Raw genomic sequence first — 21879 nt, 5'->3', positions numbered from 1 at the left:
ACAGGCGAGTACGGCACGTATCAGGGCGGAACCGATGGGACATCCCCAGGGGAACTACCTGGAGGTGTATGCGCGTAGGAAACTTCTCCTTGCCGTCGTGATGGGGCTGTTCACGGCCATGGTGACGGGCCCGGCCACCGCTGCCGCCGAGGCACGCTCCCGGGGGGTACCCAACTGCGGGTACGAACGGATGTGCATGTGGACCGCACTGTTCTTTGACGGCGGCAGGACCGAGATGAGTCTCCCCCGCTGGGAGACTGTCGCTGGGGCTCGTACATCGAGGGCCAGTCGTTCCACAACAACTTCTCCTCGCACGTGGTCGTCGTCTGGGAAGAGGGAGACTGCAGCGGAGCTCACACGCGCTTCGGGCCCGGGCAATCGGACAGCGCTCGCACCTTCGTGTTCCGCGGCATCACCAATGTCGGCCTGGGCTAGGGCCCGCCTTCAAACGGATCTTGCCCAGCGCAGGAACGATGCGAGAGGGAGCGCCGCTTCGTAGGAAGTGGCGCTCTTCTCGTATCCCGTGGCGCGGCTGACGCCTGCCGCCGGCCGACGTGGCTGCAACGGTGAGCACGGCCATTTTGAAACATCGGGTGCAAAAAGGGCGAGGCCCGTCGTCCGTCACCGGTCTTCCGCGCACCGGCGGTGGGTGCCAGAATCTTTCGCAGGTGCTGATGCTGTGTACGTATCCCCGTGACGGCATCAGCGCCCCCTCTGTGACCCGCAAGGCTACAGCCAGTTCTTGGAGCCGCCGGACGGCAAGCCGGCCTCCTTGCATACCGTCAGTTCGCCGTTCGAGGCCGTCAGCTCCGGCAGCTGCCCGGCGCCGGTCACGACTTTTGAAAACCCGCCGTCGCGACGGTGTCCCATCTGACAAGCCGAAGACTGATGCGGGCGGCCGCCATGCGTGGTGTCAGTGACGGGCGCTGTCCGGCGAGCCCGCGCCGGGGCCTGTCCCGGGATGCTCCTGAGCGGGAGACCGCAAGCGGTGCGGGGCGGCGTCGATGGGGAGGCGTTTCTCGAGGGCGTGGTGGTGGACGGCGGTCAGGACGGTGGGGCTGGCGGCGGTGATGGTGACGGTGATGCCGGTCAGGTCGAGGGCCTGGCAGATGCCGAGCAGGGTGTAGAGGCTGGCGTTGTCGCAGTGGGTGACGCCGGTCAGATCCAGGCACAGACGGACGGGGCGGGCGGGCTGTGCCGCGAGGAGTGAGACCGTCTCGCGCAGGTCGCTGGAGGTGGAGACGTCCAGTTCGCCGGTGAGGGCGACCGTGGCGACAGCCCTGGCCGGCTGATGCTGGGTGATCAGCAGGCGGGGCTCGCGGGATTCGGGCATGACCTTCCTCGTGTCTGACGATCCGCCTCACTGCCGAAGCGGATACCGACATGTGAAAGATAGCCAGGAGCGGCCGGGAGGAAAGTCGGCGGCGGGCAGGGATTGGCATGGGCTGTGCCGCAGCGGTCCCGCAACGGGCACCGCATCGCAGCGGCCCCGTTTATGTCTGGCTGAGGACGTCACGGCCGAGGTGGTGCCGCGGGCGATGAACCCGGCCCGGTGAGTACTTCAAGGTGCAGGACATCGGTAAATCGCAGTACTGTTCGGGCCCTGCCCTGCCCTGCCCTGCCCTGCCCGGGCCGGTGGCGGTGGTGTGTGGTGCCGGCCGTAAACGGGGGTATGCGCAGGCGTAACTGCACGCTCAGGAAGAGGGCGGTCGTTGGCATGGACGAGGCTGCCCGAAAGCAGGACTCGCGACCGGGGGACAGCGAGCTGGTGGCGGTGTCCGCCGCGTACGAGGGCGATTCCGCCGACATCGCCCAGGGCCGCGCCCTGGCCCGTGACTTCCTCGAGCGCCTCCAGGCCGTCCACGGCCTGCCGGTCTCGGCCCGCGCGCTGGGCACGGTGCAGCTGGTGGTCAGCGAGCTGCTGACCAACGCGATCAGACACGCTCCCGGACCGTGCCTGCTCGATCTGGCCCTGCTGCGCGGCAGCATCACCGTCACGGTCTGGGACAGCGCCTCGGTGCTCTTCGTGGGCCGCAACGCGGATCCGGGCCGGGTGGGCCAGCACGGGCTGGAGATCGTCATGGCCGTGTCCCAGAGCTTCGAGGTGCACCGCGAACCGGTCGGCAAACGCACCACCGCCTCGGTCATGCTCGCCGACGACCCCGGCGGCGACGTCACCGGCCGCCACCCCTGACCTCCCGCCCACCCGCCGCGCGGGCCGGCAGTACCGCCTCGCCGCACCTGCCGTCTCGCTGGTGTCCAGCACATGCCGGCCGGGTGCGGGATGGCGCCCAGGGCCCGTCGGCCGGCCAGTGGTCAGTGGAGGACCGGAGAGCGAGCTGCCTGTCCGGCGCTGCTCTCCCGCGCCGGAAACGGCGTCTTTGCCCGGGGTCCGTTCGTTCTGATGCGCAGTAGGTTGGTGGGCGTCAGGCCGTGTCCGGGTGGTGTTCCACCCAGTCCCCGTAGCGTGCTGCCGGTTCCGGTCCAGGATCCTCATCCCGCCGGAGGCCGCCTCATGTCACCGTCGACGCTGCCCGAGCACAACGGTGCGGACGGACCCTCGCGCGAGGCGAGGGTCACCGCCGCGTTCATCGACCTCGCCGACACCCTGGCGGCCGACTTCGTCCCCGACGACTTCCTCTACCGTGTCGCCGGACACTGCACGGACCTCCTGGCCATCGACGACGTCGGCGTGATGCTCTCCGCCCATGCCGGATCCCTGCGCCTGGTCGCCTCGACGTCCGAGGCCGTGCGCCTGGTGGAGCTCTTCGAACTCGACGCCAGCGAAGGTCCCTGCTTCACCGCCTTCCACACCGCCACTGCTGTCGACCACCCCCTCGCCGCCGCCCCGACACCGCGCTGGCCACGCTTCAGCACCCGCGCCCGCCGCTCCGGCTACACCTCCGTACACGCCGCGCCCATCCTCCTGCGCGGCCGGACCATCGGCGTACTGAACCTCTTCCGCCGCACCCCGGGCAGCCTGCCTGAACCCGACCGGGCCCTGGCCGACGCGACCGCCATCTCCCTGCTCCAGCAGACCACCCTCGACCAGCACCGTGCCGTGCACGACCAGCTCCAGCAGGCCCTGGACACCCGCGTCTTCATCGAACGGGCCAAAGGATTCCTCATCGCCCGCCACCGCATCGGCCCCGACGCCGCCTTCCAGCAGCTGCGCGCCCATGCCCGCCGGCACCACATCCGCATCGCGGTCCTGGCCCGCGACGTCGTCGAAGAAACCGTGACCCTCCCCCCACCGCCCAACAACACCGATGACGCCAAGACCTGACGGTGAAGGGCTGAAGTGCCTCGGCTTGACAACGACATTGGGAAGTTCCTGAACCCACGGAGCGAGGGGGCTCGGTAGCCTGGTAGCAGGTGGCCCACGGACCAAGTTGGTCGCGGCCAACTTGAGATTGATCAAGCTGTGGGAGTTCCCGGTGCCTCTGGGCGGCGCTGCTGATGAGCAGGGCCAGGGCGTACGCCGCATCTCCTGCTCGCGTCACGTGAGCCCGCCGGCTTCCGTTCGGGGAACGGTCGCCGTGACCGTTCCCCGAACGCTTGCGCAAAGTTCCCATCTCGGGCTGATGGCCCTTGACCTGCTTGTTCAGGGTTCAGAGCCGGTACTCAGTACAGCTTGTTCACCGCCGTGACGGTCGTGGCCTTGAAGTCGGCCACCTGGGCGTGCTGGAAGGTGCCCATCTGGCCCCACCGCACGACCGTCACGGTGGCGCCGTCGCGGCCGACCGAGAAGAGGCCGATGTCGGAGGAGCCCCAGGCGGAGGCTGTGTGGATGCCGTAGACGTCGGCGCCCTCCTCGACGTTCAGCCGGCCGTAGTACTTCTGCGTCGCCGTGATGTCCGGGTCCTGCTGCATGAGCTTCTTCGCGCAGCCGGCCAGGTCCTTGCGCAGCAGCGCCGCGAAGTCCTTCGCCCACTGTTCGCTGCGCCCTTCGACCGTGAGCTGTTGGGCGTTCGTGTCGTACTCCGTCCAGTACTCCCGGTGCGTCGTGGTGGACGGCAGCGCGTCGCCCACGCACATCGGCAGCGGGTCGGGCTGGCCGACCGTGACGGCTCCGGCGTACCACGGCGAGGACGGGTGGGGCGGCAGGTCGGCCGGCTCCAGGAACCGGGGTGTGTCGGAGGCCGGCGTGGCGGCGGCGGCCGGGACAGCGGCTGCGGCGACACCGGCCACGGCCGCCAGCGCGGCCACGGTGGTACGGATGCCTCGGGTACGGATTTGCATGGTCTCCCCCATTGTTTCCCGCGTCGAATGCGCGGGCTTGTGCCCTTGCCCCCCGTACGACCCACCACCACCCGTGACGGTTGCCCTGTACGTCCGCTACGGATCCGTCCCGATTGTCACCGTCCTGCCACTGGGTTCGAGGCCGGTGATCTCTCACTCCCGCCCGTGGTCGGCTCAGGTTCGGCGGTTGATCTGAACCCACGGACCAAGTTGGTCGCGGCCAACTTGAGATTGATCAAGCTGTGGGAGTCCCCGGGGCCTCTGGGTGGCGCTGCTGATGAGCAGCGCCACGGCGTACGCCACATCTCCCGCTCGCATCCGTGAGCCCACCGGCTTCCGTTCGGGGAACGGCCACTGTGACCGTTCCCCGAACGCTTGCGCAAAGTTCCTATCTCGGGCTGATGGCCCTTGACCTGCTTGTTCAGGGTGCAGAAACAGACACCGAGCACGTACGGCGGCGCGAGGGCTGGCCGGTCGGGGTTGAGGCTGCGCTCAGCCGTTGAGGGCGTCTTCGAGGGTGGGGTGGCAGGTGATGACGGTGTCGAGGCCGACCAGGTTCAGGACGCGTTCGACGGCGGGTACGGCGGCGATGCGCAGCCATCCGCCGGCGGCGTTGAGCATCTGGTAGGTGTTGGCGAAGAGGTTGACGCCGCTGGAGTCCATGAAGGTCAGGCCGTGGAGGTCGAGGACGATGCGCGGCGGCTGGAGGCCGTCTCGAACGTGCAGAGCGGCTTCGAGTATCGGGCAGACGTCGGCGTCGAGCTCGCCCTTGACGGTGACGACAAGGATGCCGCCGTGGGTGCGGCATTCGATGGAGAGCCGGTCTTCCGGGCTGGCCTCGTGGATCCTGCTTACCGTCTCTTCGACTGTTGCACCAACTTAAAGTGCGGGGACAGGGCGATTCTGCCCTACTGGGAAGTCACCACACGCCGGTGGTGTCTGATGGTGGTTCTTGGCGGTGTGGGTGGTCGGACGCCGGGTACACCGAGATGTCGACCACGTGAAGAGGGGCGAGAGCAGTTGGACTCCGACGGCGAGGGTACTGGCCGGACGGCGCCGACGGCCGGTCTGATGCAGGCAAGCTACGCGCTGGACGCGGGCGGCGGCTGCATCGCCCAGGCCCGCCGGCACGCTCTTGCCTTTCTGGACCGGGCTGTTGCCGAACACCGTGTGGTGGTGCCGGCGCGGGCCAGGGATCTCACCCAGCTGGTCGTCAGCGAGCTGGTCACCAACGCGCTCAAGTACGCGCCGGGGCCGGTGATGATGAAACTGGGGATCACCACGCAGTGGGTGGAGGTCACGATGTGGGACAGCGCGCCCGTCATGCCGGTGGCGCAGAGATCCGATCCGGGCCGGATCGGCCAGCACGGTCTGGAGATCGTCAAAGCGGTGAGCGCATACCTCGTGGTGCGGCCGGATACGGCGGGCAAACGGATCACGGCGCACATCGCGCTGGCCGATCCGCCCGGCGAGGCTGTGGCGCGCACCCTGGTCTGAGTCTCCTCACGCACAGTCGTTGCTGCTGCACCCGAAGATCGAGCCGGTATGGGGGCCGGCTGTGTTCAGGTGCTGGCCCTCTTGCACGAGGGGACGGATACGGCCGGCGTCTTCGTCCAAGGCGTGCCGCCTGTGCCGGACGTAGGAGAGGACCCGGCGGCGACTGCGGTACGCCGGGCCCTCGGCAACAACGCATCCGGCCAGGAGGGAGGGCCGGAGCGCGCTGCCGTATCAACGACGGATCCATGCAGGGGATACGCTCTGCTCCGCCATCCGTGCGGGGCATCAAGCATTGGTTGGTGTGGCATACAAAGTCCCCCGGAGCGCGCCCGGAGGACTCTGCCGGGGCTTTTGTCCAAACCCCGCCGTGACCGACCGGGTCACCACTTCTTCCTTCACCAGTCCTGTTCCATCCTGCTCATTCTTTGATGTGCAGGATGTGCGCGCTCTCCAGCTGGTGCTGCAGCTGGGCGCTGATGCGCTCGGGCAGTTCCTGGGTGTGGGCCCATGCGACGAGGTATTCCGCGACATGCCGCAGTTTGATGTTGGTGTGCTGGGAGACCTCCCGCAGGACGTGCCAGCCCTGCTCGGGTGTCAGTCGGCCCACGGCGACGACGACACCGATGGCCTGGTCCACCACAGCGTGTGAGTGCACCGCCCGTTGAAGCTGTGCGTTCTCCTCGCGCAGTTCCTCCAGCTGCTCCTGTGCAGGTGGCTGTGCCGAAAGACCGGCAGCGGATATGGCGTCGGCTGTCACCGTCGACTCCCTCCTTGTACCCTCCTCATCTGATGAGCGTCTGTCCCGCATCCGGCGGGCGCAACCGCTTGCACGGGTCCGGACCGGGGCCCGTTACGGCGTCGGCTGATAGTCGACGCTCTCCTGCCCGCAGCCGTCGGCGAGTTCGAAGAGCGCGGTCTGCTCACGGTCGTCGACAGCCAGGGAGCTCCGCGGAAGTTGACACCGGCAGGGCAACTGAGCTGGGCTGATGACCGGGCCCCTCTCACGGCCGACGGTCCCGAAGCCGCCAGGAAGGTGGCACCTTGCATAGCGAACGCCTACAGATCCGCACGACCCTCACCCCGCGCGGCATCACCGTTCTCACCCCCACGGGGGAACTGGACTACAACAGCGCAGCAGCCCTGGAGAGTGCCCTCACCACGACCGGCCGACTGCCCTGCGCCGTCGCGGACTTCTCCCACGTCACCTTCACCGACTCCACCGGCATCAACGCCCTGCTCCGCGCCAACCGCAGCCTGCACGCCGCAGGCGGTTGGCTGCGCCTCAGCAGCGTCCCCGCTACACCCCTGCAGACCATGCAGATCGTCGGCCTGGACCAGGTCATCGACGTCTACCCCACGTTGGAAGCCGCCCTCCGGAGGTAGGCGGCTCTGCCGGTCCGACCCTCACTCCGTTCAAGTGGTGCAGGCTCCTCCAGCGGTGGCTCGGACAACCGCGTCCCCTTCCTCTCACCGAGTGCCCGGACCGTGCCACCCGCAGAGCGAAACGGTGACGTCGTCCTCCAGCCGTCTTGGTGGTAGTCCATGCCGCGGGCTTCGGTGATGCCGTCTGTGAACAGCAGCCAGCCACCGGGCTGCAAGGCGTTCCTCCCTCTGCCGTCCCAAACCTCTCTCAACTTGGTCGCAAGCAACTTGGTCGCGCAGCCCGGCTCTTGTCCACAGGCGATCCGTGATCCCTGGGAGTCATGAGCGATCACGAGCAGCAGCAGCCGGCCCCGCGTCGCGGCAAGGGCCTGGAGGTCTTGGTGCGGGCGGAGCGGAAGGTCTTCACCCGACCCGCGCCGAAATCCGCAAAGACTCAGGTGAAGTTCCTTCTCGCGCGGGCCAAGGGGTCGACCAAGGCCCTGGCGGAGCGCCTGGGCGTTTCACGCCGGATAGTGGAGCCTACCGGGCCGGGAAGCTGACGTCCCCGCAGAAGCGCCTCCAAGCCGCCCTGGTGGAGGAGATCGAATCCGAGTGGTAACCCCAGGTCAGGGCACAGGCACGCGAACAGGCGTCCACCTCCGGCGGGATGATGGTGGAGGTGACGGCGTACTTCGGATTCACGTGCTCGGACGAAGGCCGCATCCGCACCATCACCACCCCGATCTCGCCCACCTACGCGAAGCAGATTCTGGAGCTCCAGGAAGCCGGAGCGACGGAGGAAGATCTAAATCCGATCGTCGCGGAAGCCATCGCCGAGTCGTATTTCACGCAATGGGGCACCCGTGCCGATGACCACGCCCTGGCCACCCCGGAGCACCATGCGCCGACCGCTCGTCCCTCGCGTCGCCGCGCCCCGCGAGCCGGTCGACCGCGCCCGCGTCGTACGGCGCCGGGCGAAGCGCATGGACGCCGGCGCCGTCGCGGCGGCCCTCGAGGAAGCGCGGTTCGATGCCCGGCAGGACTCGCGGCACGAGGACCTGGCCGACGACGTCCGCGGCCGGGCGGAGCTCGCGGAGCGGGAGCGCCTGCACCAGCTGCTGGCCGACGCGGTGCCGGGCACCGTCTACGACCCGGACGTCGACGACGTCGACGACGTCGTCCAGGCCGAGCTCGCCGCCGACGCCGCGGCCGCCGATGCCCGGGAAGCCGAGCTACGCGAAGCCGCCCGGATCGCGGCCCGCGCCGATGAGCTCCAGGCGCTGCGCGAGCTGGGCACGCTGGAGCAGACCGAACCCCGTACCGGGGACGAAGCCGTCCGGGACGAACTCACCCGCCGCGCGGGCGGCTACGTCCAGGCCGATATCGACGCCTGGCTCGCGCCCCCAGTGCACATCTGGCCTGCCGACCTCGCGGGCACCCTTTCGCAGGTTGTCCCCCTGATGCACAAACCGACGTGGTTTTATAACCCCCGGGCGATAACTGGCCCCTCCCTTTATCACCCCGGGGTGATACCCCCAGCGGCTCCAAAATGCCCTGACCTGGGGCGATGGAGAATCTCGCTCCTTCTTTGCCGGCGGAAGTGGGCTCTGCAGGTAAGTAGTCGGCGCGCGCCGTGCTCTCCGGGCGCTCGCTGACCTGCTATTTCAACGGTTCTGACAGTCGTGTCCGATGCGGCCCAAGGCGCGATTTGTCCGCTGGGAAGCGAGGGAGAATTTTCTCCCTTATCGTCCCGGCGGGCTGGCCTCGGACGGTCACCAGCAGGGGGTGCCGTCGTCCTCGCGCCAGGACACGTCCGTGACGTACATGGGTGAGGTGAAGTAACTGCCCGAGTGCGCGGCGGCGCAGGATGTGAATTCCTGCGCGTCTTCGCCGTCCGTGATGCGCACGTACGTCATCGTGATGTCGCGGGAAGTGTTGTTGTAGAAGATGCTCGCGGCGGCATTGCCCGACCACTCGGTCCCGGTCTTCAGTGACGGCGTCTGGTCGGTCTTCTCGTACCAGTAGTCGGCCCAGGTGCAGAACGAACCCTGCGGACAGTTGCCGGGGGACCAGGCGGAAGCGGTCGGCGCGGAGACCATGACACCGAGGAAAGCTGCGGGTATGGCTGCCAGGGCAAGGGCCTTCAGGCGCATGGAACACTCCATTCGGTAGGGGATGCTGGCACGCTAGAGGCGCATAAGTTGAAAGGTCAAGCGTCGAAATCCGGCCGTGGCGTGAGCAGGCGTGCTGGTAGCAGCAGGTGAGTGCCGGCAGTGTGGAGTGCCGGCTGCTTGATGGCAGGGCGTGCATGAGGGGCGGCGGACTGCTGTCGTGTGGTGACCGGGTGGCTGCTGTCGTCCGGTCGTCATCGGCTGGCTGACCGTCGTGGAGGCGGCTGCTCACACCCGGGCGGGCTTCCCGTCAGGTGGCTTGTGTGGGGTGCCGGCGGAGCCAGTGCTGGAGTTCGCGGTGTCGGTACCGGTAGGCGGGTCCGCTGTAGCGCATGAGTCCTGCGGTGACGGTCCAGCCCAGGAAAAGGCCGTGGTCAATCTGCCCTATTGGTTCGTGAGTTGTACACACAGCTCACGAACCCCACCACGCCCAAGCGCAAAGCAACATGATCGAAAACATGGTTTACAGAGAGCCGATCTCTTCAGGCCAGAGCGTGACAGCAGAACTGACCGCCGTAAGCGCCGACGCCCACGGACCTCTAGTCCGTGGGCGTCGGCGCTTACGCATTCCACAGGTTCTGACGAGCAGATATGCCCGCCCTGCGGCGCGGCGGGCGAGGCCGCTGGAGCACCTGCGGGGGCGCGTGCGGTTCAACCACGCCGGTGACTGCGGGAACAGTGAGCGTGCGAGGGAGCGACCCACCGAGCACGGAGGCCCCGATGGGCGACCCGATTCCTACGTACATGTCGCCCGAGCTGGACTACGCCGCGGTATCGCGGCGGGCCTGCGGCGCGAGGACATGCACTTCATGCCGGACTCCACCGCGTTGGGCTGCCGGATGACCGGCTCCCACCTCCATGTCCTGCGGCGGGAGAACATCAACCGGGCGTTCGCCAAGCGGCAGCGGAGCGCGGGACCGGGGAAGGCCAAGCCGGTCGACTTCCTGGTGGTCCAGTCCCACGACCAGTACGTGATCGAGCGAATGGCGCTGCCGCACGGCGCGGCGAGCGACTTCGTGCTGGTGAACCTGTTCGCTGAGCCACTGGGCGCCCCGATGAGCCCGGATGGCGTCACCGAGCTGCTGGTGCGGCTGTCGAAGCGGGCCGGGCTGTCGCGGATCGTGACACCGCACATGCTCCGGCACGCGATGGCCAGCAACGTCGCGGACGTCGGCGGCAGTCTGGATGAGGTGGCCGCCCTGCTCGATCACGCGCGGCTGTCCAGCGCCGAGCCGTACCTGCACCCGGACCCGGACCGGCTGCGCCGGGCCGTGGACCGAGTGCCTTCGCCGCGTGAGCTGGCGGGAGAGGGCCGATGACGGCGGCGGTGACGCTCCCCGCGGCGCCGCCGACTCCAGGCGCCAGCGAGGAGGAGCGGGCCGCGTTCCTGCGGTCGCTGATCGAGCCGGGGTTCTTCGCGGAGGTCGGCTGGGACGCTGAACGACGTGTGCTGAGCGCGCCGGTCGGCCACCCCCTGCTGGGCATGCGGGCCTGCCCGGTGCCGGAGTGCGATCTGCCGTCGAAAAGCCGTGGGCTGTGCCGCACGTGCCAGGACCAGCACCGCAAGTCGGGACTGCCGCTGGAGGAGTTCGTCAAGCTCCCGCGCACCACTCCCGGCGTGGGTGGCGACGAGCTGAACGCCGCCCGCGCGACCAACCGCGAACTCGTGGCCCAGCTCAACCGCGACCCGACCCGACAGCGCTGAAAGCTCAGGTCACGACACCTGCCAGAGGTCCAGCGCCTGCTCGGCATCAGCCCCGCAGCAGCTGAGCGCTGGGCCGCTGGGGCCATCAGGACCGCCTACGCAGCCGAGGTGGCCCGCCGAACAGACGTCGGCGAGACGCTGGATCACTCCTGATGTCCTCAGCTGGCGCTGTCCTTGACGCCTCCCTGCAGGCCCCACTCATCCAAGCCGGAGTAGATCAACGCAGTGCGGCCCCGCGGAAAGGAGAGGGCCTCGGCTTCATCTGTATAGACCGCCACCAGTGAGTCGGCTCCTCGCCACCAAGTGTCGGCCAGGCCCATCACTTCGCGCACCGGTTCGAACGTGTCCGCCACGATGCCGTCGACATCGTCGCCGGTGACCTTGATGATCTGTTTCGCCCACATGGACGCGTGGTGGGTCAGCGCGAGGGATTCCACCCAGCCTTCGACGGTGGCATGGAGAGGCATCCATCGACCTGAGTGAGTGCCGAACTCGCCAGACGGACCGATCGTGAACCTGTATGGGACCGCGGTCCGCTGCATCCCAGCCTCGAACCACCAACCTTCGGACGCAGAGCCTTCAGGGGGGTCCGCTTCGAGATATCTCGGGCCGCCGTCGTACTGAGACGCGGGTGGTAGGACCAGACCGCCCCAGCGCTCTTCATGAGCCGCCATCCGGTCGATGACCGCCGCCGGGACGTCTCGCTCAAGCCACCACTGTCTGTGGTCCTCGACGTGCCTGACGTCGACTTTGACTCCGTGCGCTTGGACGAACGATCGAGCTCGTCGAGTCAGGCCGTCGGGCACATCGTTGAAGAGGTTGAGATTCACCAGAAGGACGCTACCCAGCAGCCAAGGGAAAGCAGGCCGCAGCCCTCCGTCGAGCTGAAGACACGGACAGCGCTGCCCTATTCCGCACGCCCAAATATTCGAACCGACCGATGCCGTCTCTACCCGCACCGGTAATTCCTTGCGCCAGCGGGTGAACCTGCGGCCAGCCTCGTGCACCACACCTGTTGCACCCGCTGTCGTTACCGCGACCGCCTCTGAGCTGCGTGGATTCGAACCGTACGCTTGCGGCGCCCCGGAGAAACATCGGTGATTTTGACTGTTCCGGCGAGGACGTCGTACGCGACTGGACAGCGCGTACAGCGTGTTGGAGCCATACCGGGCGGGTGCTGTTTACCTATGACCAAGTCGTCCACGACTACGAGCTGCTGGCGACCGAGGGTAAGCGCGGCGGTCCTCGGTGGCCGGCCTTCGCGCGCCGCTACGGCTTTGACATCGAGCACTCCGTGCAGTGGGAAGTCGAAGCGCTGAAGCCGGACGAACTCCGGCGCCTGGTCCTCGCGGCCGTCGACCCGTGCATCGACCGCCAGGTCCTCGCGCGGCAGACCGCCCGGCAGCTACGCCGCATCCGCCTGGTGGGCGGCCTGTTTTGACCGGTGTTGTCATACCGCCCTCCTGCGGGCCGGGCAGGAGGACACTGGGCAGTGTGAGGGGGCGGTCTGATGGCAGCCGGTGCTGCGGGGAGCATGCCGTTCGACGAGGCCCGGTGTCGGGTTGTCGAGGAGGTCGTGGAGGCCGTCCGCGGCAGGAAGCACTGGCGGGCCGGTGTCTTGCTGGAGCAGTTCGTGGCGGGTGCCGATCTCACCGCGCTCGGTGCGATGCGGACGGCGTTGCGGGAATTCGACCCGGGCCAGGAGCCGTGAAGGGCGCGGGCAGCCTGGGTAGGGCTCGCTGGCCGGCAGCTGCAGGGGATGTCCGGGGCTGGTGTTGGCGAAGTCGTGAACGGCCGCCGCCGGATGCGGGCGAGCCCGGCGGCGGCCGCGCGGTGCGAGGACGGCGTTGGCCCCCCCACATCGCCGCCTCGCACTGACCGTCCTCCCCACCCCTTCCCGGGATGTGCGGGAGTTCATCCCGGGCTCGAACCGGGGCGGGGAGGACGAAGGGCTGGAGCCGTGTTGTCGGCGATGCGGCTCCAGCCATCCACTGTGGCCGGATATTCAGTACGGTCCAAAGGCCGGTGTCTGCGGGCCGGCAGCCCGTCGCAGGTGATGACCGGCAGAGCGGCGAGGGTCCTGTTCGGAATATAGAACAGGCCGGGGCAGGTCCGACAGCATGGGATTCGGACGGCTGCGGCAGGCGGGAAGGACGCCGGCCACCTCCCCAGGACGCCGTGGTATTCGTCAGCCCGCGGCGGCCTGCTGTTCGGCGCGGGCACGTGAGCCCCCGCCCTACGAGCTGCACCCGGCATGGAGGGAGGTATGGCTTTCCTGAGAGCCGGTTCTCGCTCATGATGACCGGCGCTTTCAGCCAGGCTTACGGAGGTGTGCCGGGAGGCGGTGGGCAAACGCGTCGCGGCGGTGATCGCTCTGGCCGATGATCCGGACGGGGACGTCGTCGGCCGCACGGCTCCGTAAGCGGCAGGCGGTACACGCATGGAAGGCTTGATCCGGGGAACTGGGGTTAGTTCTTCGCCTACGTCTGTCCTTGTGTCCCAGGTGGAGCATGCTCTTCGCGGGGCGGGCTTCTACCTGGTCGCACAGGCAGATGCGGACACCTCGGGCCTGCGGGTGAGCGAGGTGCCCCAGGGCGTGCTTGTCAGGTGGGTGGCATCGGAAGGGTTCCAGGTACTGCCGACGGCCGGATCCGGCCGTGCACCGGACGGCAGTATCCAGGTAGTGGTGCAGACCGCGGTGGCAGGGATTTTGATGCAGTGGGGACATGCCGTCACAGCGACAGAAGACGGCGTACTCGTCCTGCCGACGGTGGCAGCACCCTCCCCGCACCCCTGAGAGAGCCTGGCGGGTGGCGTAGGGCTGCCGCACAGGTGACGAACTCCCACCCGACATCGGACAGTTCGTGGCGACGTATCACCGGACCATGATCCACCACTAAAGATCCACTTTCGGCATACGGCCTAGATCAAATGCCCTCCGAGGTTGCGTTTCGCTGTGGTTCTCACTGTGGCGTGCCGCCCTCCCCTCGTGCACGTTACTGAGTCCGACTCAATAATGTGTACGATCATGGGCATGAGCAAATCAGACCGTGTTCCCCGGCGCAGGCTGGGGGAGGCCGAGCGCCGTACCGCGCTCCTGGAAGCCGCACGTCACGCTTTCGACGCGGCGGAGTACTCGCAGGTGTCGGTGGCCGCGATCGCCCGCGCGGCCGGTGCTTCGGAGGCTTTGGCACACCGGTACTTCGGCAGCAAGGCCGGACTGTACGCGGCCATGGTGGAGCACGCGCTGGGCCAGTTGCTGGAGCGTCACCGGGAAGCCGACGCCGCTCTGGGGTCCGCCGCCGACGGCTGGGCGCGGGCCCGGGCCGGCCTGCACGTCTACCTCAGCTTCGTGGCCGAGGGGCCGAATGGGTGGGCCGTGCTGATGCGTTCACCGGGATCGGTTCCCGCGGCCGCGCTCGCCGTCCGCGACGAGGGCAGGCGCGCCTACCGCCGCCTGGTCGCCGACATGTTCGCGCTGCCGGAAAGCGACCCCGGAGTCGTCATCGCCCTCGACGGCTACCTCGGTCTCGTCGAATCCGCCTGCCTGGCCTGGCTCGAGGATGGCGGCCGTGACGTCATGAGGCCGGTGGTGGTGGACGTGGCCGTTGCCGCGCTGACCGGCGCTCTGCACACCGTCAGCCCTGCTCTGCCCGGCCCCGGCCCGGCCTGAACCGCTGGCCGTGGCATCCGCCCGCTTACGTGCGCAGGGCCCGTCTTCCCTGGTGCTCGCCTTCTCCCCGTGCTCGCCCTTTCCCTTTCTCTCTTCCAATGAAGAACAGGTGACTGTCATGCTCGCCGGACGGCTCAACGTCAAGACCCGCACCTTCTCCCTCCAGGATGTCCCTGTCCCGCGTCCCGGCCCCGGCCAGGTACTCGTCAAGGTCGAGGCGGCCGGCGTCTGCCTTTCCGATGCCCATCTCGTCGAGGGCGGCCTCACTCCGCTGTTCCTCGACGGCGACACGGTCACGCTGGGCCACGAGGTGGCCGGCACCGTGGCCGAACTCGGCTCCGGGGTGACGGGCTGGCAGCCGGGCGCGCGCGTACTGCTGCAGGCCGGCGAGAAGCGCGAAGGCGCCGTGTGGACACGCGGAGTCGACTACGACGGGGGCTGGGCCGAGTACGCCCTCGCCTCCGAGACCACCCTCGTACCGATCCCCGACGACCTGCCGTTCGAGCAGGCCGCCATCATTCCCGACGCGGTGTCCACGCCGTGGGCGGCCATCACCACCACCGCCGCGGTCCGCCCGGCGCAGCCCGTCGCCGTCTGGGGCGCCGGCGGACTGGGGGTGCACGCCGTCCAGTTGCTGCGCATGATCGGCGCGGCACCCGTCATAGCGGTGGACCCGCTGCCCGAGGCGCGGGATCGTGCCCTGCAGCTCGGAGCGGACGCTGCTTTCGATCCCGCGGACCCCGGACTCCGGGAGAAGCTGCTCGCCGAGACCGGGGGCGGGGGACTGGCCGTGGCGTTCGACTTCGCAGGCGTTCCCGCGGTACGTGAGCAGGCGGTGACGTGCCTCGCCCCGGGCGGCAAGCTGGTCCTCGCCGGGCTGACCGACAAGCCACTGGTGATCACCAACGGCACCCACCTCAGCTACTTTAAGCAGCAGATCCTGGGCCACTACGGGTCCACCGACCAGCACATACGGGAACTCGTCGCGCTGGTGGGCCGCCGCCGCCTCGAGTTCTCCCGCTCCGTGACCGACGTCCTTCCGCTCGCCGAAGCGGGCCAGGCGCTGGAACGCCTCCTGCGCGGCGAAGGCCCGGCCCCGATCCGCCTGGTCCTCATCCCCTGATCCGGACCTGGCGCTGCGTGGACCGTCCGCTCTTCCCCCTTCCCGTCCCCAGCTCTGCGCGGGCGCAGACACCGATGCCGCAGAGCGCATCAAGGACGGGGGCCGGGAGAGGGGGGCCAGAGGCCGGCGCATCGGCGGGCCGCCAGAGCTAAACGTTCCCGGACAGGCGACTCGTCGCCCAGTGGGCTGCGCTCATGAGTACGGTCCGGGCGTGCGCCGCCGATGCCGGGTTTCGTCCCCGCTTCCCTGCGGCGACCTCTCCACCCTGACCGGCGAGACAACGCGTCACCATGCACCGCCATGGCATGAGGACCGAGCCGAAGAGCTCGGGCCGCGGGGATGAACGGTGCTGAGCGCCCGGAAGCCGTACAGGACCTCTCCGGCCGAGCCCTCCTTGGACCGAGGGCCGATGTCCATCGTCCCTCCGTGAAAACCGGGCTCATCGCCCCAGGCCACACTCTCGTGCCCACGGCTCCCTGCCCAAGCCCCGGCCGCCCGGTCGTCATCCCGCCCGCGCTGAACCCTCCGCTCCCTCCGAACAAGGGCAACCCCGTGCCGGTTCCGTCCAGCTCCGCCTCTGCCCCCGCGCTGATCACCCGAATCTGCACACAGGTGTTCCTGGCAGAGGTGTCCTACACCTTCTGGTACGACCTGCGCCTGCTCCACGTCCGCCTGGGCAACGAACTCGGCGCCGGGCATCCGGCGCTGAGCCGTGCCGCACGATCCCTGCGGGTCGCCCGCGTCGCGCAGCGGGCGCGATGCGGCCGGTGGGCGGTACGCCGTCTGGAGACCGCCCGCTCCGCACTCCTGGGCGGCGCGGCTTCGGTTCAGGAAGCGAGCGCGCGGGCCGAACTGAGCGGACATCTCGAAGCGCTGCCGCACCTCTGGAACGGCGTCACGGCCGTACGCCGCCAGATGTAGGTTCCGCGCCTCACCCGCGCGTGCGCGGCGGGGCAGGAACTCTTTCCCGTCGTGAACGAACCGTCCGCCGCCCGCTCCAGGCGGTTTATCCCGCGCGGAGGCGTGAGTGGCGGCATACGGCTGCCGGGAGCCAGGGTCTACCGGACGGGCGCGGATCGCGCGGGGCTCGCAGAGACGATCGATCCGCCCGGGCCGGGCAGGCCCGTCCGACCTCCCGCATCGAATAAACAAACTAGTTAGTTGACCGGCGGCTGGCGGGCAGGGTACGTTCTTCTTGCGAAACAAACCAGTTTGTTTATTCTTCTTTCGGAGGATCTCCATGTACAGCCTGACCCCTCTCGTCCTGGCGCCGGCCGACCGCCCCTCGCCCGCCTTCCTGCGCGGCGAACCGAAGAAACTCCTGATCGGAGGCGAATGGGTCCCCTCCCTGTCCGGCCGGACCATAGAGACGGTCGACCCCACGACCGAGGAGGTGCTCACCGCCGTCGCCGCCGCGGGCCCTGAGGAAGTCGATCGCGCTGTCGCCGCCGCCCGCGCAGCCTTCGAGGCCCCGTCCTGGGCGGCCCTCACCCCTTACCAGCGCAGTCAGATCCTCCTGCAGATCGCCCAGGTGATGGAGGAGAACGCCGAAGAGCTGGCGACCCTGGAGTCCCTCGACATGGGCGCCCCGCTCTTCCTGAGCCGCTGGTTCGTCGCGCATTCGGTCGAGGTGATGCGTCACTACGCAGGCTGGCCCACCAAGATCTACGGGCAGACGGCGCCCTCCGAGCCCGGCCAGTTCCACTACACCGTGCGCCAGCCGCTGGGCGTCGTCGTCGGCATTACGGGCTGGAACGGGCCGCTGCTCCAAGCCGTGTGGAAGCTCGCACCGGCCTTGGCCACCGGCAACACCATCATCCTGAAGCCGGCCCAGCAGTCCCCCCTCACCGCACTGCGCCTGGGTGAACTCCTGCAGGACACCGACCTGCCGCGCGGTGTCGTCAACATCGTCACCGGGGACGGAGGGGTGACGGGGGAGGCACTCATCACCCACCCCGGCGTCGACAAGGTCTCCTTCACCGGTTCTACCGCCGTCGGCAAGCACGTCCTGCAGGCCTCCAGCGGCAACCTCAAGCGAGTCACCCTCGAACTCGGCGGCAAGTCCCCGAACATCGTCTTCTCCGACGCCGACCTCAAGGCCGCGGCGGCGGGCGCGGCGCTCGGTTTCCTGGCCGGCACCGGCCAGGGATGCGTCGCCGGCACCCGCATCTTCGTCGAGGAGAGCGTGCGCGAGGAGTTCGGCCGACTGCTCGCCGACGAACTGGCCACCTACACCATGGGCGACCCCTTCCACCCCGACACCCGTATGGGTCCGCTGGCCTCACGCCGGCACTTCGAGCGCGTCACCTCATACTTCGACGTGGCACGTAAGGAAGGCGCCCGGCTGCGCCACGGAGGAGAACTCCCCGCGGAACCCGGCCTGTTCGTTCCGCCGACCGTCATCGACAACGTCACCAACGACATGCGCGTAGCCCAGGAAGAGATCTTCGGCCCTGTCGCCGCACTGATGTCCTTCACCGACGAGGCCGAACTGCTGCGCCTGGCCAACGACTCGGACTACGGACTGGCCTCCGCCGTGTGGACCACCGACCTCGCCCGCGCCCACCGCATCGCCGCCGGCCTGCAGGCAGGAACCGTCTGGGTCAACACCTACGGGCAGATGAGCGCCGGGACCGTCCCCTTCGGCGGGTTCAAGCAGTCCGGCATCGGACGCGAGCACGGCACCGACGTCCTGGACGCCTTCACCGAGACCAAGACCGTCATGATCCAGCTCTGACCACCCCGCCCGCCGGTACACCCGGCAAGCACAACCCACTCACCTCGGTGCACCGCGGGACCGCACATGTCAGGCACGCGTGCTGCCCCTCTCCACCCCGCGGTGCCCGGTGAAGACGACGAAGGAGAACAACCCTCATGAGGAACATCAGCGGATGGGCCGCCCACCACCGCAACGGCCCCCTGGAACCCTGGAACTTCACCCGCCGCGACCTGCTCCCCGACGACGTCGCCGTACGCGTCGACTACTGCGGCGTCTGCTCCAGCGACATCTCGGCCATCCGGCACGGCGACGTCTTCCCTCTCGTACCCGGACACGAGATGACCGGCGAGATCCTCGAAGTCGGCAGCGCCGTGACGAACTTCCGCACGGGCGACAAGGTGGCGGTGGGCAACATCATCGACTCCTGCGGCACCTGCACGCCCTGCCGGGCCGGCCGGGAGAACTGGTGCGAGCACTTCCCGACGCTCACCTACGGGAACACCGACCCCAAGGACGGGCTCCCCACCCGCGGCGGCTACTCCTCGCAGTACGTCCTGCCCGCCAAGTTCACCTACCACCTGCCTGAAGGTCTCGACCCGGCCGGCGCCGCGCCCCTGATGTGCGCCGGCATCACCACCTACTCGCCGATGAAGCGCTGGGGCGTCGGCCCCGGCAAGACGGTCGGCGTCGTGGGCATGGGAGGACTCGGCCACATCGCCCTCAAAATCGCCCACGCACTCGGCGCCGAGGTCGTCCAGTTCACCCGAACCGCGGACAAGGCCGCCGAAGCCCGGGCACTGGGCGCTCACGACGTGGTCCTGTCCACCGACGACGAGCAGATGGCCGCGCAAGCCGGACGCTTCGACTTCATCCTCGACACCGTCGGCGCACCCCACTCCATCGACCCCTACCTGACCGCGCTCGCCATGGACGGAACCCTCTGCGTGGTCGGCATCCCCGAGGGCGACATCGCGGTGAACCCCCTCAGTCTCATCCAAGGCGCCAAGACCCTCGCCGGAGCCGGCAGCGGCGGCACCGCCGAGACCCGGGAGATGCTCGACTTCTGCGCCGAGCACGGCATCACCGCCGAGATCGAGCTCATGCGCCCCGACCAGGCCAACCAGGCCCTGGAACGCCTCGCCCGCAACGACGTCCGCTACCGCTTCGTCCTCGACATGACCGCCGCGTGACCGTGACCCCCCTCACCGGAGCCCTCGCCCGCCGCCCTGTCGCAGGTCCCGGACGGGGCTCCGCCGGGGAACCCGCGACCGGCGACCGGCCCCCACGCAGCACCGCGGTCATCGTCATCCTCGCAGCCACCGGCATCCTGGTCGCCGCGATGCAGACCCTGATCGTGCCACTCGTGCCCGAGCTGCCGGAACTGCTGCACACGTCACCGGTCAACGCCTCTTGGGCAATCACCGCGACCCTGCTCGGCGCATCCGTCGCCGTCCCCGTCGCGGGACGGCTCGGTGACCTGTACGGCACAAGGCGGCTCCTGTTGATCAGCATCACCTTCCTGATCGCCGGTTCCGTGCTCGGCGCGCTGGCCGGTTCTCTTCCCCTCATGGTGACCGGCAGGACCCTCCAGGGATTCGGCACGGGGGCCGTCCCTCTCGGAATCAGCATCATGCGCGAGGTGCTGCCGGCGCACCGTCTGGGCTCCGGCATCGCCGTGATGAGTTCCTCCCTCGGCGTCGGAGCGGCGATCGCACTGCCGCTGTCCGCCGCCGTGGCGCAGCAGATGGACTGGCACACCCTGTTCTGGGTGCCCTCGGTCCTGGGTCTGGTCGTCGCTCTGCTGATCCTGTGGATCGTTCCCGCCTCCCCGCCGGGAACCAGGGCGCGCTTCGACGCCGTCGGAGCACTCGGCCTGGCCGCGGGGCTCGTGTGCCTGTTCCTGGCCGTGTCCCTGGGCGGTGCGCGCGGATGGGGCAGCGAAACCGCACTTGGCCTGCTGGCCACCTCCGTCGCCGTCCTCACCTCGTGGGCCTGGTGGGAACTGCGCCACCGCTCCCCCCTGGTCGACCTCCGTGCGAGCGCGCGACGGCCCGTGCTGATGACGAACCTCGCCTCGGTGATGATCGGCTTCGCCATGTACGCCCAGGCCCTGGCAGCGCCGCAACTCCTCCACCTCCCGGTGTCCTCCGGCTATGGACTGGGCCGGTCCATGGTCGAGACCGGACTGTGGCTCGCGCCCGCCGGACTGGCGGTGATGGCGTTCTCGCCGCTGGCCGCCCGGCTCTCGGCCGCCAGGGGGCCCAGGACCACCTTGGTCGCCGGATCCGTCGTCGTCGCCGCCGGGTACGGGACCGCGGCTTTCCGGATGGGCGGTACCTGGGACATCCTGATGTTCACCACGGTCATCGGTGCGGGTGTCAGCCTGGCCTACGCGGCGATGCCAGCCCTGATCATGGACCAGACACCCGCGTCCGCGTCCGCGGCAGCCAATGGTCTCAACAGCCTGGCCCGCTCCCTGGGGACCGCCTTCGCAGGCGCCCTCACAGGGGTGGTCCTGGTTGGCGCGGCCACCGGCCCCCCCGCCGTACCGTCCGAAGCCGACTTCCGCACCGTGTTCCTCCTGGGTGCGGTCGCCGCGCTGCTCGCAGCGGTGTGCGCAATCGCCGTCCCTGCACACCGCACGCCCTCGGACAGTAAACGAAATGGTTTGTTTAAGATGAGGCCATGAAGACCGGACAGATCACCAGCGCGGGCGAGGCGTCGCGGCGGCGTCTGCTCGACGCGGCGACGACCGAGTTTGCCGCTTACGGTATCGCCGGCGCACGCATCGATCGGATCTCGGCCGCCGCCCACGTCAACAAGGCCCAGATCTACAAGTACTACCGTAGCAAGGACGAACTCTTCGACGCCGTCTTCACCGAACACCTCGACGTCATCGTCGACACGGTCCCGGCCACCGGCGACGACCTGCCCGGGTATGCCGTCCGGCTCTACGACGCCTACCTCGTCCGTCCCGAACTGGTCCGCCTGGCCGCCTGGGCCCGACTGGAACGCACCCCCACCGGCGACCTCTACCACTTCATGCCAGGTCACGACGGGGAGAAGATCCAGTCGATCGCCGACGCCCAGGCCAAGGGCCTCGTCGATCCCGGCATCCCGCCGGCCGACGTACTCGCCATCGTCACCACCATGTCGATGACTTGGTCGCCCGCAAGCCCCATGTACGCCGCGTACAAGGACGAACCCGAGGCCGCCCACGAGGCGCGCCGTGCCGCACTCGCATTGACAGTCCGGCGCGCCTTCACACCATGATCCGCCAGACAGGGCGCCGCACCTGCGTGGAGTGAGGCAGGGGCCCTGACGGCAGTGAAACGGAAAGCAGACGAGGCAGTGGCATCCGCACGCTCGGCCATGCGATCACAAGAG

The 21879-nt window shown here is 68.8% G+C and carries 23 protein-coding genes; 17 read left to right on the top strand and 6 right to left on the bottom strand.

Annotated elements, in window-relative coordinates; all coding sequences use genetic code 11:
* Positions 1-913 precede the first annotated feature (913 nt).
* Positions 914-1333, bottom strand: coding sequence for an STAS domain-containing protein (locus QFZ75_RS08800; RefSeq protein WP_307535279.1), 420 nt, complete (start codon positions 1331-1333; stop codon positions 914-916).
* A gap of 384 nt (positions 1334-1717) precedes the next feature.
* Here QFZ75_RS08800 and QFZ75_RS08795 point away from each other — a divergent pair, with 384 nt between their 5' ends.
* Positions 1718-2194, top strand: coding sequence for an ATP-binding protein (locus tag QFZ75_RS08795; protein WP_307535277.1), 477 nt, complete (start codon positions 1718-1720; stop codon positions 2192-2194).
* 321 nt (positions 2195-2515) lie between these two features.
* Positions 2516-3286 carry a GAF and ANTAR domain-containing protein gene (locus tag QFZ75_RS08790; RefSeq protein ID WP_307535276.1) on the top strand — a complete coding sequence of 257 codons (771 nt, stop codon included), beginning with the start codon at positions 2516-2518 and terminating at the stop codon, positions 3284-3286.
* 338 nt (positions 3287-3624) lie between these two features.
* On the opposite strand, the gene QFZ75_RS08785 is transcribed toward QFZ75_RS08790, so the two are convergent.
* Entirely contained in the window at positions 3625-4254 is a 630-nt protein-coding gene (locus QFZ75_RS08785; protein ID WP_307535274.1) for a hypothetical protein, read from the bottom strand.
* A 480-nt stretch (positions 4255-4734) separates the two neighbouring features.
* Positions 4735-5031, bottom strand: a complete 297-nt coding sequence (locus tag QFZ75_RS08780; RefSeq protein WP_307544324.1) for an STAS domain-containing protein — start codon at positions 5029-5031, stop codon at positions 4735-4737.
* Here QFZ75_RS08780 and QFZ75_RS08775 point away from each other — a divergent pair.
* Positions 4918-5739 (top strand): ATP-binding protein, encoded by an 822-nt coding sequence (locus tag QFZ75_RS08775; protein WP_307535272.1) that lies wholly within the window; start codon positions 4918-4920, stop codon positions 5737-5739. The two genes, QFZ75_RS08780 and QFZ75_RS08775, sit on opposite strands and share 114 nt — an antisense overlap.
* A 418-nt stretch (positions 5740-6157) precedes the next feature.
* Here QFZ75_RS08775 and QFZ75_RS08770 read toward each other — a convergent pair whose 3' ends face one another.
* On the bottom strand, positions 6158-6496 hold the full coding sequence (locus tag QFZ75_RS08770; RefSeq protein ID WP_307535270.1) for an ANTAR domain-containing protein: 339 nt from the start codon (positions 6494-6496) through the stop codon (positions 6158-6160).
* Between the two features lie 284 nt (positions 6497-6780).
* Between QFZ75_RS08770 and QFZ75_RS08765 the strand changes: the two genes are divergently transcribed.
* The 3 genes from QFZ75_RS08765 (at position 6781) to QFZ75_RS08755 (ending at position 8756) form a co-directional block, all read left to right on the top strand.
* A complete protein-coding gene (locus QFZ75_RS08765) occupies positions 6781-7122 on the top strand; it encodes an STAS domain-containing protein (protein WP_307535269.1) in 342 nt (113 codons plus the stop codon).
* A gap of 320 nt (positions 7123-7442) precedes the next feature.
* Positions 7443-7661, top strand: coding sequence for a hypothetical protein (locus QFZ75_RS08760; RefSeq protein WP_307535267.1), 219 nt, complete (start codon positions 7443-7445; stop codon positions 7659-7661).
* Positions 7662-7970: 309 nt separating this feature from the next.
* Positions 7971-8756 (top strand): hypothetical protein, encoded by a 786-nt coding sequence (locus tag QFZ75_RS08755; protein WP_307535266.1) that lies wholly within the window; start codon positions 7971-7973, stop codon positions 8754-8756.
* A gap of 117 nt (positions 8757-8873) precedes the next feature.
* Here the strand turns inward: QFZ75_RS08755 and QFZ75_RS08750 are convergent, their stop codons facing one another.
* On the bottom strand, positions 8874-9254 hold the full coding sequence (locus tag QFZ75_RS08750; protein WP_307535264.1) for a hypothetical protein: 381 nt from the start codon (positions 9252-9254) through the stop codon (positions 8874-8876).
* Between the two features lie 827 nt (positions 9255-10081).
* On the opposite strand from QFZ75_RS08750, the gene QFZ75_RS08745 reads away from it, so the two are divergent.
* Positions 10082-10591 carry a tyrosine-type recombinase/integrase gene (locus QFZ75_RS08745; protein ID WP_307535263.1) on the top strand — a complete coding sequence of 170 codons (510 nt, stop codon included), beginning with the start codon at positions 10082-10084 and terminating at the stop codon, positions 10589-10591.
* Entirely contained in the window at positions 10588-10977 is a 390-nt protein-coding gene (locus QFZ75_RS08740) for a hypothetical protein (RefSeq protein ID WP_307535261.1), read from the top strand. The genes QFZ75_RS08745 and QFZ75_RS08740 overlap by 4 nt, the downstream gene beginning before the upstream one ends.
* 158 nt (positions 10978-11135) lie before the next feature.
* On the opposite strand, the gene QFZ75_RS08735 is transcribed toward QFZ75_RS08740, so the two are convergent.
* Positions 11136-11807: a hypothetical protein gene (locus QFZ75_RS08735; RefSeq protein ID WP_307535259.1), complete on the bottom strand. Its 672-nt coding sequence runs from the start codon at positions 11805-11807 to the stop codon at positions 11136-11138.
* 344 nt (positions 11808-12151) lie between these two features.
* Between QFZ75_RS08735 and QFZ75_RS08730 the strand changes: the two genes are divergently transcribed.
* From QFZ75_RS08730 to QFZ75_RS08690, 9 genes are all read left to right on the top strand, one after another.
* The gene (locus QFZ75_RS08730; RefSeq protein ID WP_307535255.1) at positions 12152-12418 is read left to right on the top strand and encodes a hypothetical protein; all 267 of its coding nucleotides are present in this window, start codon (positions 12152-12154) and stop codon (positions 12416-12418) included.
* Positions 12419-12487: 69 nt separating this feature from the next.
* A complete protein-coding gene (locus tag QFZ75_RS08725; RefSeq protein WP_307535253.1) occupies positions 12488-12688 on the top strand; it encodes a hypothetical protein in 201 nt (66 codons plus the stop codon).
* 1323 nt (positions 12689-14011) lie between these two features.
* Positions 14012-14650, top strand: a complete 639-nt coding sequence (locus QFZ75_RS08720) for a TetR/AcrR family transcriptional regulator (protein WP_307535251.1) — start codon at positions 14012-14014, stop codon at positions 14648-14650.
* Between the two features lie 109 nt (positions 14651-14759).
* Positions 14760-15773, top strand: coding sequence for a zinc-binding dehydrogenase (locus QFZ75_RS08715; protein WP_307535249.1), 1014 nt, complete (start codon positions 14760-14762; stop codon positions 15771-15773).
* Positions 15774-16385: 612 nt separating this feature from the next.
* Positions 16386-16694: a hypothetical protein gene (locus QFZ75_RS08710; protein ID WP_307535248.1), complete on the top strand. Its 309-nt coding sequence runs from the start codon at positions 16386-16388 to the stop codon at positions 16692-16694.
* A 319-nt stretch (positions 16695-17013) separates the two neighbouring features.
* On the top strand, positions 17014-18510 hold the full coding sequence (locus QFZ75_RS08705; RefSeq protein WP_307535246.1) for an aldehyde dehydrogenase: 1497 nt from the start codon (positions 17014-17016) through the stop codon (positions 18508-18510).
* Between the two features lie 137 nt (positions 18511-18647).
* Complete coding sequence (locus tag QFZ75_RS08700) at positions 18648-19682, top strand: NAD(P)-dependent alcohol dehydrogenase (RefSeq protein ID WP_307535244.1); 1035 nt, start codon at positions 18648-18650, stop codon at positions 19680-19682.
* Positions 19679-21181 carry an MFS transporter gene (locus QFZ75_RS08695; protein WP_307535242.1) on the top strand — a complete coding sequence of 501 codons (1503 nt, stop codon included), beginning with the start codon at positions 19679-19681 and terminating at the stop codon, positions 21179-21181. Before QFZ75_RS08700 ends, QFZ75_RS08695 begins: the two co-directional genes overlap by 4 nt.
* Complete coding sequence (locus QFZ75_RS08690; RefSeq protein WP_307535240.1) at positions 21178-21765, top strand: TetR/AcrR family transcriptional regulator; 588 nt, start codon at positions 21178-21180, stop codon at positions 21763-21765. The genes QFZ75_RS08695 and QFZ75_RS08690 overlap by 4 nt, the downstream gene beginning before the upstream one ends.
* Positions 21766-21879 lie beyond the last annotated feature (114 nt).

The organism is Streptomyces sp. V3I8 (genome assembly GCF_030817535.1).
GTDB lineage: Bacteria > Actinomycetota > Actinomycetes > Streptomycetales > Streptomycetaceae > Streptomyces.
The sequence above is the reverse complement of the archived record's forward strand: the minus strand, read 5'-3'. Positions and strand labels throughout refer to the sequence as shown.

Coding starts and splice junctions, on each gene's coding strand:
- QFZ75_RS08800 (WP_307535279.1), bottom strand. CDS start 1,333: ATGCCCGAATCCCGCGAGCCCCGCCTGCTGATCACCCAGCATCAGCCG.
- QFZ75_RS08795 (WP_307535277.1), top strand. CDS start 1,718: ATGGACGAGGCTGCCCGAAAGCAGGACTCGCGACCGGGGGACAGCGAG.
- QFZ75_RS08790 (WP_307535276.1), top strand. CDS start 2,516: ATGTCACCGTCGACGCTGCCCGAGCACAACGGTGCGGACGGACCCTCG.
- QFZ75_RS08785 (WP_307535274.1), bottom strand. CDS start 4,254: ATGGGGGAGACCATGCAAATCCGTACCCGAGGCATCCGTACCACCGTG.
- QFZ75_RS08760 (WP_307535267.1), top strand. CDS start 7,443: ATGAGCGATCACGAGCAGCAGCAGCCGGCCCCGCGTCGCGGCAAGGGC.
- QFZ75_RS08755 (WP_307535266.1), top strand. CDS start 7,971: ATGACCACGCCCTGGCCACCCCGGAGCACCATGCGCCGACCGCTCGTC.
- QFZ75_RS08750 (WP_307535264.1), bottom strand. CDS start 9,254: ATGCGCCTGAAGGCCCTTGCCCTGGCAGCCATACCCGCAGCTTTCCTC.
- QFZ75_RS08745 (WP_307535263.1), top strand. CDS start 10,082: ATGCCGGACTCCACCGCGTTGGGCTGCCGGATGACCGGCTCCCACCTC.
- QFZ75_RS08740 (WP_307535261.1), top strand. CDS start 10,588: ATGACGGCGGCGGTGACGCTCCCCGCGGCGCCGCCGACTCCAGGCGCC.
- QFZ75_RS08725 (WP_307535253.1), top strand. CDS start 12,488: ATGGCAGCCGGTGCTGCGGGGAGCATGCCGTTCGACGAGGCCCGGTGT.
- QFZ75_RS08720 (WP_307535251.1), top strand. CDS start 14,012: ATGAGCAAATCAGACCGTGTTCCCCGGCGCAGGCTGGGGGAGGCCGAG.
- QFZ75_RS08705 (WP_307535246.1), top strand. CDS start 17,014: ATGTACAGCCTGACCCCTCTCGTCCTGGCGCCGGCCGACCGCCCCTCG.
- QFZ75_RS08700 (WP_307535244.1), top strand. CDS start 18,648: ATGAGGAACATCAGCGGATGGGCCGCCCACCACCGCAACGGCCCCCTG.
- QFZ75_RS08690 (WP_307535240.1), top strand. CDS start 21,178: ATGAAGACCGGACAGATCACCAGCGCGGGCGAGGCGTCGCGGCGGCGT.